The sequence below is a fragment of the Nostoc sp. ChiVER01 genome (assembly GCF_034531155.1).
Lineage (GTDB): Bacteria > Cyanobacteriota > Cyanobacteriia > Cyanobacteriales > Nostocaceae > Nostoc.
The window spans coordinates 362,310-376,800 of the sequence record NZ_JAVRBS010000004.1 but is presented as its reverse complement, the minus strand read 5'-3'; the positions used below and the strand labels follow the sequence as shown (position 1 = coordinate 376,800).

The window sequence follows — 14,491 nt, the reverse complement described above, 5'->3', positions numbered from 1 at the left end:
GTTGTGTAACAACGACAAATTTATTCTGCTTGCGAGGCTTTTTGCTTGCGCTTGATCATCCATCCCATGACACCAGCAACTGCTATGGCACTAAAAGTACTGGGTTCAGGAACAGAGGTAATCGCTACTTTCGTTCTGAAAATGGCATAATTGCGATCGCTGCTAGAGTCGTCGCTCAACGTGTCATGCCATATAAACTCTGCTTGCGAAGATATATCTGGAATGGTAAACCAAGGAGAAGTTCCTTGGGGAGCCGACACTTGTGGAATACTCCAAGCTGCGTTACCTATTTCGCTAGCGACAGTTGTTAATAAAGGAACATCACCAAAAACACCTGGATTTGCACCACTACCAATTGTGTATACCCAATCGCTGGTATTTGATAAGAGTGAACCGCCACCAGGCAATGTAAACTCACCTATCCAGCTTTGTGGGAAGCCATCATCCCAAGCTATAACGTACAAGTAGTCTCCGTTATTAGTGTTGAAATTGAAGGTTTCAGGCAAAGACCAGTTATATTGGCCAGGATCGCCAGCTTCACCCTTCTCGTTTCTACCAACAAATGTCAACCCGCTACCATCCTCTTGACCGTAGTAAAGGCCATAATGATTATCTGCTGTCAGGGTTGCTGTAATATTGACAGCGTGCGCCGAAGTTGCCCCAATTAACAATAAAGCAACTGATCCTAACATCCCTGTTAGCCCAAGTTTGAGAGAGTTAGGATTTGAAATGAAAGTAAAACTCATTTGCTCTCCAAAAAAGCTCAAATTTAGCCTGTCCTAACGTACATCGTCGGACAGCACAGATATATTACTGCTAAAAATACTTAGTATCAATCGTTAATTGAGCTTTTTATCAAATCAACATAATATCAACATCATGTATAATTTGTTTTTTTATGACATTAAATACATTTAAGCTTCATAGGAGGTTTATAGCTTTTTTTACAGTATCTTTACTTAAAATAAAGTTTTTCTAAAGTTACAAATATTTACTATTTACTGATTTAAGAGTGTTGTCAAGGGAAAATGCGCGATCGCTTATTAATCAGGGTACTTTTCTGGGCATCTTATATATTACAAGTTATGTAAACCAATAAATCAGATGGGGCAGCCGCAAAAACCTATAGCCGCCGAACAGCAGATCCTCTCATTGGGGCGCGTCCTCCAGAGTCTCAGAGAAGAAGATGATGTTGACGTTCTGATTGAAACTACTATTTCTTATCTTAAAGAACAGTTTGACTACAAACTGATTTGGATTGCTCTTTACGATCGCCTGAATCACATATTATTTGGTAAAGGTGGCATCACACCCGATCATGACACGAGCTTTTTACGCCAAAGGCTTGTTCTTAGTCCTGGAGATTTATTAGAGCAAGTGGTGATTGAACAGCATCCTTTGGGCATAGCTGATTTGCAAACTGAAATCCGCGCCCCCGAATGGCGAAAAATTGCCGAAAAATCCCACATCCAAGGAACAATTATTCTACCAATTCGTTATAAAGACCGTTGCTTAGGTGTGCTGTTATTGGGTTCAGAACGCTGGGGCTATCTACTGCCAGGGGAAGCAAAAGCACGTTTAATGATGGTTTTAGGCGAATTGGGGGCAGTGCTTTATCAAAATGAGATGCATTTGCAAAAAAAGCAAATCAAGCGAACCGACGAGCCATTATTAGAATTGCTAGAAAATTTACGCACCGTTGCTAACCTTAATCAAAGGTTAGAAGCAGCAGTGCAAGCAACTCATAAATTCGTCTCTCCCAACCGAACAAATGTTTACTGGTTTGAACGGGAAGGGCGCTATTTTTGGTGTCGGATGAGCAATCAGCTTGTGACAATTGATCGCAATCCTAGCACTCAGCAAGCTGCGGGAATGACAGTACAGGAGTTGAGCGACTTTTATTATGCTTTGACAGTAAATCAAATTGTCTCGATTGGTGATGCACGGAGTTCTTTAAAGAGTCATTTTACGGCAAAATTGCTGCAACGGCTGAAGGTGCGATCGCTCTTAGCAGCTCCGATTATCTGGCAAAAAAACTTACTTGGTTTTCTGGCGGTAGAAAGCAATGAACCTCGAATCTGGACGGAGACAGACAAAAGTTTTGTCCAAGGTGCTGCTGGCTTAATTTCTTTGGTTGCAACTACCGAAAGCATGGAAAGCACTATCAAACAGATTCAGGAGGATGCCCAACTGACTGGCCAAGTTGCTCAAGGTATCTATAGCGAACATGACCTTCAGGAAACTTTAGACAGCTGTGCTAAAAGAGTTTTAGCTCGATTAGCTGCTACGCGATTTTTGCTATTGCAGTATGATCCTGAACAAAATAATTATCAAATTATTTACCAAAGTCAGCCCCATAATCGCCGACCGTTAGCATTTGCCCTTAATACTCTCAAAGACTTAGATGGACAGCTTTTGCAACGTTCAAACCAAGCGGTGGAAATTGAAAATTTAGAAGAAGATTTACGCTTTTTTAATTGGCGTCCCTTGTTGTTAGAAAGTGGAGTGCGATCGCTACTTATTTGTAAATGCACTCACGATCATATACCAGCAGCGCTTCTAGTCATCACTCACGACAGCTATCGTTCTTGGACAACTCTTGAAAAAGAATTACTATGGGCCGTTAGTCAACAAATTGGTGTAATTGTTCGCCAGTGGCAATTACATAACCGCACAACCCAGCAGCAAAAAACTTCCCAGGCATTTGAGCAATGCCTACGCATCCTGACACAATCCCAAAATAGCAAAATCGAGGTAGGAAAAAAATATTTAGAACGTACAGCACTCGAACAAATAGCATCGATTCTGGGTTGTCCCTTAGCGGTACTGCTATCCTGGTCGCCTGGTGAAAGTTGGGCAGAAATTATCCCTGGAGTGGTAGGTAATAGCCTATTCGGCCTTTTTTCTGATGCATCTATTTCTATTGAAGCTGAAACCTTAATTCAATGGGCACTTGCTACAGAGAGTTACCTGACTTTGAAGGTAGATGATTTACCCCCCAAAACTAGAAAATGGTTGAATACTCCAAATAAAGGTCAAATTTTGGTGATGGCATTACGTACTAATGCTGATTATGAAATCACGGGTGTAGTGTTATTAGCAGACTATCAAGAGCGTCGCTGGTCAGAACAAAATCTCAGTGCAACTGCAACTCTGATTACTCAATTAGCCTGGTGGCGTCGTGAAAAGCAAATTACCCAACTTTTAGAATCCACAACAGAAGAATTACGACAACTTAACTGGTATAAACATCGCCGCTTAGAGGAAATTCAAAGAATAACGGCGCTATCTCTTAAACAAATACATGCTTTGGGTATTCCTGCTAATGAATTGACTCAGATGCGTTACGAACTATTGCTGCGACAATTAGATCATACAGCTGCCTCCATGAGTGGAATGCTAAAACTCGAGCAATGGCAGCTACATATAAGTTGGGAAACTATGCCCATAGCCAGTTTATTAAAGCGATCGCTTGAACGCATTGAAAATTTACTTAAACACCAAAAGCTGTGGATTGGTGTACATGGCTTGGGACAACAAATTGAAGAACAATCACCAAATAATTCTTCACTTGCTAGAGCTATTCCTACCTCCAGCGCTCAATCTGCAATGGCGATCGCTGGTGATATTGTCAAAATTGAGTTAGTTATCCATGAATTATTAGTTAATGCCTGCAACTGTTCTCAAAGCGGCGGCAGAATTGATATTTGGTGTCGTCGTTTAGATCCGTCAAAACCCTCAAATGCAAAATATTCTTCTGAAAGTGGAGGGACTGATCATCAGACATCTCTAGAACTCTCGATTACATATAACGGTGCGATCGAACCACAGTTACTTACAGAACTACATGATAATACACGCAAAGATGTGCTTGCTCCCTCCAAACTCGACCAACCACCAGGTTTACATTTGCTCATCTGCCAAAACCTTATGCAAAAACTAGGAGGAGAGTTGAATTTCTATCAATTACCAGATAATCGGGTAGTTAGCCGCTTGTTGTTGACCTTAGTCGGTCATGATTTTTAGTGTAGGTAACAAAGCACTGAAATTATTAATTTAAAAAAGAGAAAATCTTTTAAGGATTTTTCATATTTAGAACAAGACGCTGAACTGAATAAGCGTTTTTTAGAATATTTGCAAGCCAGTGAAAAAAATAAGCTCTATTATTTCATCTTAGCTTTTAATAATCCCCAAAAGGTTCTAATTGTTAAAAGTCCTGCGGATAATAAGGAACAAAAACAATTTCTTGGCTATGAATGGAGTGATAAAAATAGTACTCTTATTCTTCTCCTGACGGAGACGCTACGCGAATAGGAAGCCGACTTTTCCGTTGCTTGTGTGTGAGTTCTGTAGGAGAGGGATAAAAAACAACTCTAAAGATAGATTGACAATATATTTGTTCACCGAAAGTATCCTCCCTTCGTAGCAAACTGGTTATAATTATTTTCCATCTCTCTTAGAAATCAAATACTCATATACACAGCATTTATATGGGACGTGTTCGTTCTAAATCTGACCTACCTACAAAAATCTGTCCGGTATGTCAACGTCCTTTCACATGGCGTAAAAAGTGGCAAGATTGTTGGGACGATGTGAAATACTGCTCAGAACGTTGTCGTCGTCGCCGTTCTGAAGCCCAAAATGAAAGTAACCGCAACACAGACGCAAATAGCGCAAGAGATTAATGGAGTTACAGGTGCAACCTAAATTAATTATTCATGGGGGGGCTGGTAGTTCTCTCCACGGTAAAGGCGGATTGGAAGCGGTGCGCCGATCGCTCCATACAGTAATAGAAGAAGTCTATTCTCTACTATTATGCGGAGCAACTGCCTCAGAGGCAGTGGTGCATGGTTGCCACATGCTCGAAGATAATCCCCGCTTTAATGCTGGTACTGGTTCAGTACTACAATCTGATGGGCAAATCCGCATGAGTGCTTCTTTGATGGATGGCGCATTAGGACGGTTTAGTGGTGTAATTAATATTTCGCGGGTGAAAAATCCCATTGAGTTGGCACAATTTTTACAAAACTCGCCAGACCGAGTGCTATCAGATTTCGGCTCGGCTGAGTTGGCGCGGGAAATGCAAATTCCCAGCTATAACGCTTTAACTGATTTACGGTTACAAGAGTGGATACAAGAGCGCCAGGATAATTTTAAAAGCGCAATGGCTGGTGTGGTAGCAGAACCCGAACTAGTAGAAACTAGCAATGCTGGACGCGGCACTATCGGTGTGGTAGCTCTAGATGCATCTGGTAGACTGGCTGCTGGCACTTCTACTGGTGGTAAGGGCTTTGAGCGGATTGGCAGGGTAAGTGATTCTGCGATGCCAGCAGGTAATTATGCTACTAGTAATGCAGGTGTTAGCTGTACTGGCATTGGCGAAGATATCATCGATGAGTGTTTAGCTCCGCGAATTGTAGTACGTGTCACTGATGGAATGTCCTTGAAGGAGGCCATGCAGCGATCCTTTGCAGAAGCGCACCAAAACCAACGGGATTTGGGAGCGATCGCCTTAGATGCCAGTGGAGCGATCGCTTGGGGAAAAACCAGTGAAATCTTACTCGCCGCCTACCACGACGGCGAAAAAATTGGTGACACTTTGGAATGGAATGATAGTGAATTGATTGGCTATTGTTGAATAAATTCTAGCGCCTGAGTTAAAATTTCTTCCTGGTCAACCATTGCGGCTAATTCTTGGGCTTCATAACGCCCTTCAAAAGCTTCTAGCGCCGCTCTTTTCAGTGCCACTTGATATCCTTGTTGCAGAATATCCATTAATTCTGTTTGATTCAAGTAATAACCACCAGATTTGCGGCGCTTGTTTATTTTGTTGATTTCACGGGCTGTATTTTCTATCGAAACATCCCAAGAGCGAGTAGAACGTTTTTCGGCCTTCTGTTTAATTAAATGGATGAGCAGAATTACTCCATAACTATCAATTTTATTGATTTTGTCACTGAGGCTCATTTCTTCTAACTCATCCACCAACAGCAACGCCTCATGGATTTTGCCTTGTTCTAGAAATTGCCTAAGTTCTAGCAGTTCTTCCATACTAAATTGTATTTGTCTTGCTCTGATGACTCAAATGGGACAAGCTAAACCATACAAACCATTAGTACCTTTATAGGACTTACGCAAAATATCTCTCATCTGATTTCTCCGTGTACTCTGCGCCTCTGGGGTTCCTTATTCCGTAACTCTTGCGTAAGTCCTACTTTAGTTAAATCAGCTAATCTGATGATTTAATTATCGCTTTATTGGCTTTTCTTGCGCCAAGCTGGTTTCACCACCTGACGACTACGGGCAATTACCAAAGAATCATTAGGCACATCTTCTGTTACAGTGGAACCAGCAGCTACGTAGACATTATCTCCTAAGGTGAGTGGAGCTACTAAAACGCTATTGGCTCCAGTTTTTGTCCGATCGCCTATTTTAGTACGATGTTTTTTCACGCCGTCATAATTGGCAGTAATTGTACCGGCACCAATATTCACCTGATTGCCGACAACGGTATCACCTATATAGGACAAATGTGCTGCATTTGTGCGATCGCCTAATTGAGCATTTTTCAATTCCACAAAATTCCCCACACGGCAACCTGCACCCACTTCTACCTGACCGCGCAAATGAGTATAAGGGCCAATTCGGCTTCCCGCCTGTACGGTGCTATCTATCACCACTGAATACTGCACCGTGACATTTTCAGCCAATTGGCTATTTTCAATTAAACTTCCTGGCCCGATGTGACTTCCTATTTGAATCACTGTATTTCCCCGCAGATGAGTTTGGGGTTCAATAATTACATCCGGCTGTAATTCTACAGTTTCATCAATGGTAATGCTTGTAGGATCGATGAGGGTAACACCCGCTAGCATCCATTTTTCCTTGACTCGTTTTTGCAAAATCTCGTAGGCTGTTGCTAGTTGCAAGCGATCGTTAATGCCGAGAATTTCTTGGTAATCTTCTACATCCACTGCCATAACTTTTCCCACTTGAGTCACGGCATCAGTGAGATAGTATTCTTTTTGAGCATTGTTTGCTTGTAGGTTGGGAAGCACCTTTGCCAAATCTGGCCAACGGAAACAGTAAACTCCAGCGTTAATCCGGTGATTTTGTCTTTGAGCAGCCGTACAATCCTTATGTTCGACCATTTGCTGCACAATATTTTCATCGTTACAAAAAACTCGCCCGTAGCCTGTAGGGTCGGGTAGATGGGAGGTCAGAATGGTGGCAGCATTTTGATTTTGGGCATGAGTTTGTAACATCTGCTTGAGGGTTTCGCTACGTATCAACGGTAAATCGCCGTTAAGTATCAACAAATCACCAGTGTAGTCTTCCAAGTGAGGAAGTAATTGCTGGATGGCGTGACCTGTCCCTAGTTGCACAGTCTGTTCAACAAACTCCAAGCTGGGAATTGAATGCATGGCGGCTTGCACTTCCTCAGATTGATACCCTACAATTACGATTCGCCGTGAGGGCGAAAGTGGTTCTACACTTTCGAGAACTCTCTCCACTAGCGATCGCCCACCCAAAGAATGTAAAACCTTGGGTAAGCGTGATTTCATCCGTGTGCCGCGTCCCGCCGCTAAAATTGCTACAACTACCATAATTAGCTATCAGCTATTAGTGAAATTATGATTAATGCTGTTGGTACTTTAAAATATCGGCTCAAATCATACCAGCCAATCATAGAAGACTAAAATATACAATGAGTCAGGATTATACCAATTTTTGCTCATCACGGCAGCTACAAAATGTTCTACTGCCTACTCGTTTTCATAATACGAGAGAATAAACTTGGTAAATTGCTGCATTAATTTGGGATTACGCCAACCGGAATCAGTTTCTTGTTGCATTACTAAAAGTGCTTCTGTTGAAGTAAAAGCTTTTTTGTAAGGTCTTTCGCTGGTTAGGGCATCGTAAATATCAATTAACTGAAATACTTGCGCCAGATAAGGAATATCATTCTCTTTAAGTCCATCAGGGTAGCCTGAGCCATCCCAGCGTTCGTGGTGATGACGAATAATCGGAATTACACCCCGCATACTGCGTAATGGTTGGCAAATTTTTTCTCCAATCAAAACATGCTGCTGCATGACCTGCCAATCTTCGGGGGTAAGTTTGCCTTTTTTCAGCAGCACAGCATCGGGAATACCTACCTTACCAATATCATGGAGATAACCACCCCACCTCAAATCTCGAATTTGATAGCGTGAAAAATTGAGGTATTCACCAAAAGCTTGTCCCAACTCTACCAAACGTTCACAATGATTCCCTGTATTGGGATCGCGGCTTTCAATCGACATGGCAATCGAAAATAGTACTTGTTCGGCATGTTCTAAATCTTCGTTCAGACGCTTTTGCCGCACTAAAGACTTTACACGCGCCGCCAGTTCCACACGATCAAAGGGTTTGGTGAGAAAATCGTCTGCCCCAACTTCAATTCCTCGAATACGCGATCGCCTGTCATTTAGGGCCGTAATAAAAATCACTGGGATTAGCCTAGTTTGCTCATCCTGTTTGAGTAAATGGCACACTTCAAATCCATCCATGCCTGGCATCATCACATCCAGCAAAATCAAATCTGGTTGTTTTTGAGTTACCAACCCTACAACAGTGGAACCGCTATCCGCCTCAATCACTTCGTATCCTTCCATACCCAAGAGGGCAACAGCAGTCATACGACTGGCGGCATGATCGTCAACTACTAAAACCTTTGCCGGATCTAAATCAAGCCCATTCACTTTAGAACCTTTAGTTTGTAGTGTTCTAGAAACCAATGAATCATCGCCACAATTAACATCAACTTTTATCCAAGAAGACACTGCTTGGTTATCTTCTTTAAGCATTAGGTCTTCTTGAGATAAGCCTAAAGAATAAGCCTCCACATTATTTTGTGATTCTACGGCATGATTTGAACCGATACTCTTCACTGTGCTAATGGGGTTTGGCCCACTAACAATTTCTTCTGTAAAGCGTGTATGGTTGGATTTCCATTGAATCACAAAGGCACTCCAGTTTTTTGCACAAGTTAACAGTGTTAAATTTCAAAAAAATTTAATATTCAACTATATCTGAGCCAGAGTTTTAATAGGGATTATGCATTATGTCAAGCTACGTATCTAAGTTTTTCGCAGCATGTATCTTTTATATTACAAACAAGGGGGATCTTGCTGTCAATTTTTTTGCTTCTAATTCCAGTATGATTAATTAACAGAAATTTTAAATCAGGTTTTTTACGGATATTTTTTCATTTAGCGGCGCTAAAAATCCTTGTAATTCCTTGTTTTTTCTCGAGATACCCGGTTTTGAATGTTGAGTCTTTATAGTAATCATTAAATGTATAGCTTTTTACTTACTCAGTTATAGCAGTATTTTATTAGTGTCAAATATGATGTAGTATAGAATGCTACCAAAAAATTAAGCGTATTGGCTTGTAAAAACGGCGTTGCCTGAGTATCTGGAAAATAAATCAGAATTTTTGCCAAAAAAGAGAAGTGTCAAATTCTCATCTGAATCATTCCTCTTCCTCCCTGCTGATTCCTTGTCTCTATTTCAATTGCCGTAGCTACGCCCGTCTTAGACATCTCAACCAAACTACAAACTAAGTTCCGATAAAATCTCTGCCTTGTGTTCCCAATAGCCACCTTTTTCGCCAATGGGAGGTAGGTTCGAGTGAAGAGGCTTGTTGCTCTTGTTGCCGCCGCATCACTATGACTTCCGTTGAATCGCTTAATTCAGGATCGCGATAGGGAATAGCAGCACGGGTTAGCAAGTGTTCTTTTTCAGGTTGTGATATAGGGAATGCTAAGTAGTCTTTAGACTCAGCACTTTTAGAATGGGCTGCCACAGTACCAGGCGATCGCCTTCCCACTGGTGGGGTAGAACTAATTGCCAAACCAGCAGACAAAAGTGCTGTGCGTACAGCAGCAGCACAAGAATAGGTGGCTAATAAACCATCTTGATGTAAACACAATGACAGTTGTTTAATAAATTCAACAGTCCATAATTGAGGACATTGAGGTGGTGAAAAGGGATCGAGGAAAATTGCATCTGCCCAAAAACCCGACTGACGTAGTAGGGTTATCGTAGTTCTAGCATCCCCAATCAATAGCTTTGCTTTTAGACGAGGTGTTTGCACTTGATGATCATTTGCTAGCTGGGACAAAATTTCAATATAGTTATAGTTCCAATTGTCGAACAAGTGATGAGCGATCGCAGCTTGTGGCACTGCTGGATTCAGTTCTAAACCGATTACTTCCACAAAACAGCTAGGATTCACTGCCCAAATTGTCTGTAAAGCAGCAGCTGTGTTATATCCTAGACCATAACAAATATCTAATAGTCGCAAAACTGGTTTTTGGGCGGCTGTAGTCAGTTTAGTAGGTTCTACAAACTTGAAAAAACTCTCCTGCTTCGCACCATAGTGGCTGTGAAAGGATTCACCAAACTCTTGAGAGACAAAGGTGAAAGAGCCATCTGCTGTTAACTTAGGTGTAAAATTTTCTAAGTCTGACATTTTATAAAAAAACTAGATAATGACCAATGCCTTTCAGGAGTAATGAGTGCTGTTAGCGGTAGCTGGGCGTTGAGCCAGTGCTGAGTGTGAAATCTAACTTATTTACTCAGAACCGCCAAAAGAAGAACTATTTTACCCAATTCCCAATACCCTATGCCCAACCCTCAATTTGTTGTTTCTCCAGCTTGGCTGTTTGAACATCTAGAAGATCCGCAAGTTGTTATTGTGGATTGTCGCTTTTCTCTAGCCGATCCCCAACTAGGGCAACAACAGTACCAAACAATTCATATAAACGGATCGTATTACCTAGATTTGAATCAGGATCTTTCCAGTCCAGTGGGTAAACATGGTGGAAGACATCCTTTGCCTAACCCCAATGATATCGCTAACAAATTAGCCGCGATTGGGGTAAATTTCCAAAAAAGTTTAGTTATAGCTTATGATGATTCGCGCTTTGCCTTCGCAGCTCGTCTATGGTGGCTTTTGCGCTATCTAGGGCATGAACAAGTAGCAGTACTGGATGGAGGCTTTGCTGGATGGCAAAAAGCTGGCTATCCTGTTACAGATGTTATTCCTCAACCTCGAATGGGTACATTTATAGCTGAAGTACAAACAGAAAAGGTGGTAGATATTACAGAGGTAAAAAGCCGGAAAGATAGCCATGAGGTAGTATTAGTAGATTCAAGAGAAAGCGATCGCTACCGAGGCGAACGAGAGCCAATTGATAAAATTGCTGGACATATTCCCGGTGCAGTCAACTATCCTTGGCAAGAAGTTACAGACTCTTCCGGCTACCTACTGTCTCAACCAGAACAACGCCGTCGCTGGGAACAGCTAGAAACAGCTGAAGAAATCTTAGTTTATTGCGGTTCTGGCGTTACTGCTTGCGTAAATTTACTTTCTTTAGAATTAGCTGGTATTAGCAAGGGTAAACTTTATGCTGGCAGCTGGAGTGATTGGATTAGTTATTAGTCATTGGTTTTTGACAAAGGACAAATAACAAATGACAAATTTCAAAACTGACCTAATTGCAAACTGTAATTAATAGTGAAAAACCAGCCATCAAAATCAATGTTTTCGGCGGTTGAACTACCTAGACTCACTCCAGCCTGCACACTCATATTGCTGGTATCAGATATTCGGTAATTTAAGTGTCCGAATAGCCGATGAAATTGGTCTTCTCGATCGCGCTGTGTAAAGTCCGAAAAGTTCACCTGGTAATCAATACCAACCTGGAGGGGATTTTGCAAGTAGTAGTTCAAAGACACCCAAAACGAATTGATTATCCGATCGCGACTTTGGGGATCAGCAAAATTTACACTCAATTCGTAAAAGCTATTTAGTACTAATTTTGAAGTTAAAGGATCTCGCCGTCCTAGAGATACTTGAAAGGAATTCTCATTTAGAAAGCGATCGCCTGCTTTGAAGCTATCCAGGCGATCGCTGTTGTTGGCATAAAATAACTGTTGATTGCTCCAACTAACTTCTCCATACATTCGCTGCGATAGCTGCTGGTAAATACCGAGATTAAATCTCAACTGGTTGTAATCGTATTGTGACTGATTGATATAACGAATGAGATTTCCATCAATTGAGCCATTTAAAAAAGTTTTAGCTCCTAAAGGGAAATATGCAGAGGCTAACGTCAGTCCAGAAAAAATTAAGCCATCTTCTATGGGAATATCCTTTGAAGAAAAAATATTACTCGTTTGAAAGTAGGCTATATGCCCTTGTAGATAGCCTATAGGTTTAAACTTAATTACGGGTTGTTCTATTGGTGGAAAAGTAGGCTGTTCTAAGGGTCGTAACCGCACCCGCAACCCCAATTCGCGATCGCTATCAGATTCAGGTGGCTGTTTTGACAACTGTAGCAGCTGCATTAGCCTCTCTAGCCTTTGAGACTGATTTATCTCAGGTGCATTCAAAAGTTCCTCTTTTGAGTCTGGAGGAGATGTAGGCAAATTACCTGGCTGCGATTCTAACTGTGGCGGGTCATTTTGCTTTTGAGTATCTTCTGGTTCTTTGGTTGTGTCTGGGGGTTGAGTAGTTTCGGGTCTTTGCTGCGCTAGCTTTAACAAAGACGCAGGGGCAAGGGGGCAGGGGACAAGGGAACATGAGTCTGAATCCCCCACTTCTCTTAATTGGTTATCGTACCCTACGGGAAGCTGGCGCAACAGGTAGGGTCGAATCCCAATACTTACTATCTCTCCTGCTTTCTGCTCTCTGCTCCCTTGCCTCTTGTTCAACGGCATCTGCGAGTTTGAAGGATGTGGCTCACTGGACTGCTTGCACAAAGAGTTAATTACTTCTTGCTTCCAATTCTGACATGGCTGATAATTTACCTGTGTGCTTGCTAAATTTTTAGAATGCCAAATATCTGTATTTGCAGATTCTGCCGCATCTACTCTAATGCAACGCCAGCTTCCAGCACTGGAAACTAACAAAATACAAAAAAACAAATTATTCCAGTTTTTGAGTCGCATCTGTTAGATTGCGTTGATCGCATTAAGCAAATGTATGTAGACCCACAAGCTGTATCAGAAGTTCCAACTCATAATATACAATTGAGTACATCTATCTTAGCTTTGTAGGTATATACTGAAACTACAAATTGGAATTGCTGCTTTTCGGATTTTTCCCCAGATTCTTTTGCAAAACTGAGATGATCGGATACAGTTACAACTGATGCTCAAATTTAGTGAAATACAGACAGTGAGTCATTTACAACAAATCTTTAACAACTTTTTGTCCCTGTAGCTGATCTGTATGATTAAAATGGATTGTACTCCTATCTAATTGTTAATATCAAGCAAGTACTAACCTTTAAATCTGCCGCAGGCTTTCTTGTATCTAATGCTAGTTTCATGAAAAAAACTTAAATCAACTAAACACATATTTTATTTATTATCTATTTTTTATCTATTAAATTTAAACTAAAGTACAGATAAGTTTATTAAATAAAAAAATATTATAAAAATTATCAAAAGCTCGGACTTTAATTTTTTTGGTAATAGTTGAAAATTACAAGTTATCAAACTATGTTTTATAAATCGTTTCCATTGTTAGTGATTGGTTTATGGGGAGTTATGGTACTGCCTTTGCCAAATAAAGTAAATGCTATAACCCCTTTAACACGAGCAGAGATTCAAAACCTCCAGAATATCGTACAACTGATACCCAAAGATAAACTCAAGAAACGTCCTGCACGCAAATTAGATGCAATGATTCCTGGAGACGGGCTGTCAACTGGTCGAGCTTCCCTAGCAGATTTGCGTTTCAATGATGGCTCTTTGGCACGAGTTGGAGAACAGGCATTATTTCAATTTTTGCCGAAGACTCGTGACTTTAAACTTTCAAATGGAACTGTGTTGCTACTCATCCCGCCAGGAAGGGGACAAACACGTATACAAACGCCAAGTGCAGCAGCAGCAATTCGTGGTTCAGCATTATTTGTACGCTACGACCAACGAACAGACACCACAATTGTGGGTGCGCTTACAAATAGCGGCATTGAAGTTTCTAACAAGGAAGGTTCTAAAACTAAGGTGCTAGAAGCAGGACAGATGATAATTCTAATTAAAGGGGAATTTCAAAACTTATATGATTTTGATCTGAGAAATTTTTATGAAACGAGCCAACTGGTTCGAGAACTTGATTTGAACAGGCAAAGTCCTGTGCCTATACATCATGATCCAGCAATCATTAGTGTTCAAGCTGAAACTACTGCGGCTTTGAAAGCACAGCCATCGGTAAAAGGCGAGGGAGTAATTGAAATGCAGCTAACTCGTCCTAATAGCCCAATTGAGAAATCACCCAACACTTCAACTCAGACAACATCTGTAACCTCAACTGAAAAATCACCCAACACTTCAACTCAGACAACATCTGTAACCTCAACTGAGAAATCACCCAACACCTCAACTCAGACAACATCTGTAACCTCAACTGAAAAATCACCCAACACTTCAACTC

General features: G+C 41.2%; 11 protein-coding genes. 5 read left to right on the top strand and 6 right to left on the bottom strand.

What is annotated here, in order from left to right:
- Positions 1-20 precede the first annotated feature (20 nt).
- Entirely contained in the window at positions 21-746 is a 726-nt protein-coding gene (locus RMY00_RS08445) for a PEP-CTERM sorting domain-containing protein (RefSeq protein ID WP_322647106.1), read from the bottom strand.
- A 358-nt stretch (positions 747-1,104) separates the two neighbouring features.
- Here RMY00_RS08445 and RMY00_RS08440 point away from each other — a divergent pair, with 358 nt between their 5' ends.
- From RMY00_RS08440 to RMY00_RS08430, 3 genes are all read left to right on the top strand, one after another.
- Entirely contained in the window at positions 1,105-4,026 is a 2,922-nt protein-coding gene (locus tag RMY00_RS08440) for a GAF domain-containing protein (protein ID WP_322647105.1), read from the top strand.
- Positions 4,027-4,490: 464 nt separating this feature from the next.
- On the top strand, positions 4,491-4,685 hold the full coding sequence (locus tag RMY00_RS08435) for a DUF2256 domain-containing protein (protein WP_322647104.1): 195 nt from the start codon (positions 4,491-4,493) through the stop codon (positions 4,683-4,685).
- Entirely contained in the window at positions 4,685-5,638 is a 954-nt protein-coding gene (locus RMY00_RS08430; RefSeq protein WP_322647103.1) for an isoaspartyl peptidase/L-asparaginase, read from the top strand. The genes RMY00_RS08435 and RMY00_RS08430 overlap by 1 nt, the downstream gene beginning before the upstream one ends.
- On the opposite strand, the gene RMY00_RS08425 is transcribed toward RMY00_RS08430, so the two are convergent.
- The 4 genes from RMY00_RS08425 to RMY00_RS08410 all read right to left on the bottom strand — a co-directional run bounded on the left by RMY00_RS08425 (position 5,629) and on the right by RMY00_RS08410 (position 10,519).
- On the bottom strand, positions 5,629-6,051 hold the full coding sequence (locus RMY00_RS08425) for a DUF29 family protein (RefSeq protein WP_322647102.1): 423 nt from the start codon (positions 6,049-6,051) through the stop codon (positions 5,629-5,631). The two genes, RMY00_RS08430 and RMY00_RS08425, sit on opposite strands and share 10 nt — an antisense overlap.
- A gap of 203 nt (positions 6,052-6,254) precedes the next feature.
- Positions 6,255-7,607 carry a bifunctional UDP-N-acetylglucosamine diphosphorylase/glucosamine-1-phosphate N-acetyltransferase GlmU gene (glmU, locus tag RMY00_RS08420; protein WP_322647101.1) on the bottom strand — a complete coding sequence of 451 codons (1,353 nt, stop codon included), beginning with the start codon at positions 7,605-7,607 and terminating at the stop codon, positions 6,255-6,257.
- A 159-nt stretch (positions 7,608-7,766) separates the two neighbouring features.
- On the bottom strand, positions 7,767-9,005 hold the full coding sequence (locus RMY00_RS08415; RefSeq protein ID WP_322647100.1) for a two-component system response regulator: 1,239 nt from the start codon (positions 9,003-9,005) through the stop codon (positions 7,767-7,769).
- 599 nt (positions 9,006-9,604) lie between these two features.
- The gene (locus RMY00_RS08410; RefSeq protein WP_322647099.1) at positions 9,605-10,519 is read right to left on the bottom strand and encodes a tRNA (5-methylaminomethyl-2-thiouridine)(34)-methyltransferase MnmD; all 915 of its coding nucleotides are present in this window, start codon (positions 10,517-10,519) and stop codon (positions 9,605-9,607) included.
- 153 nt (positions 10,520-10,672) lie between these two features.
- On the opposite strand from RMY00_RS08410, the gene RMY00_RS08405 reads away from it, so the two are divergent.
- The gene (locus tag RMY00_RS08405) at positions 10,673-11,491 is read left to right on the top strand and encodes a sulfurtransferase (RefSeq protein WP_322647098.1); all 819 of its coding nucleotides are present in this window, start codon (positions 10,673-10,675) and stop codon (positions 11,489-11,491) included.
- Between the two features lie 41 nt (positions 11,492-11,532).
- Here RMY00_RS08405 and RMY00_RS08400 read toward each other — a convergent pair whose 3' ends face one another.
- Positions 11,533-13,002 carry a hypothetical protein gene (locus RMY00_RS08400; RefSeq protein WP_322647097.1) on the bottom strand — a complete coding sequence of 490 codons (1,470 nt, stop codon included), beginning with the start codon at positions 13,000-13,002 and terminating at the stop codon, positions 11,533-11,535.
- A gap of 555 nt (positions 13,003-13,557) precedes the next feature.
- Here RMY00_RS08400 and RMY00_RS08395 point away from each other — a divergent pair.
- Positions 13,558-14,491 (top strand): FecR family protein (locus RMY00_RS08395; protein ID WP_322647096.1); only part of this gene is annotated, 934 nt, incomplete at its 3' end.

Excerpts from the sequence above, each read along its gene's own strand:
- RMY00_RS08445 (WP_322647106.1), bottom strand. The coding sequence starts at position 746 with ATGAGTTTTACTTTCATTTCAAATCCTAACTCTCTCAAACTTGGGCTA.
- RMY00_RS08440 (WP_322647105.1), top strand. The coding sequence starts at position 1,105 with ATGGGGCAGCCGCAAAAACCTATAGCCGCCGAACAGCAGATCCTCTCA.
- RMY00_RS08435 (WP_322647104.1), top strand. The coding sequence starts at position 4,491 with ATGGGACGTGTTCGTTCTAAATCTGACCTACCTACAAAAATCTGTCCG.
- RMY00_RS08430 (WP_322647103.1), top strand. The coding sequence starts at position 4,685 with ATGGAGTTACAGGTGCAACCTAAATTAATTATTCATGGGGGGGCTGGT.
- RMY00_RS08425 (WP_322647102.1), bottom strand. The coding sequence starts at position 6,051 with ATGGAAGAACTGCTAGAACTTAGGCAATTTCTAGAACAAGGCAAAATC.
- glmU (WP_322647101.1), bottom strand. The coding sequence starts at position 7,607 with ATGGTAGTTGTAGCAATTTTAGCGGCGGGACGCGGCACACGGATGAAA.
- RMY00_RS08410 (WP_322647099.1), bottom strand. The coding sequence starts at position 10,519 with ATGTCAGACTTAGAAAATTTTACACCTAAGTTAACAGCAGATGGCTCT.
- RMY00_RS08405 (WP_322647098.1), top strand. The coding sequence starts at position 10,673 with ATGCCCAACCCTCAATTTGTTGTTTCTCCAGCTTGGCTGTTTGAACAT.
- RMY00_RS08400 (WP_322647097.1), bottom strand. The coding sequence starts at position 13,002 with ATGCGACTCAAAAACTGGAATAATTTGTTTTTTTGTATTTTGTTAGTT.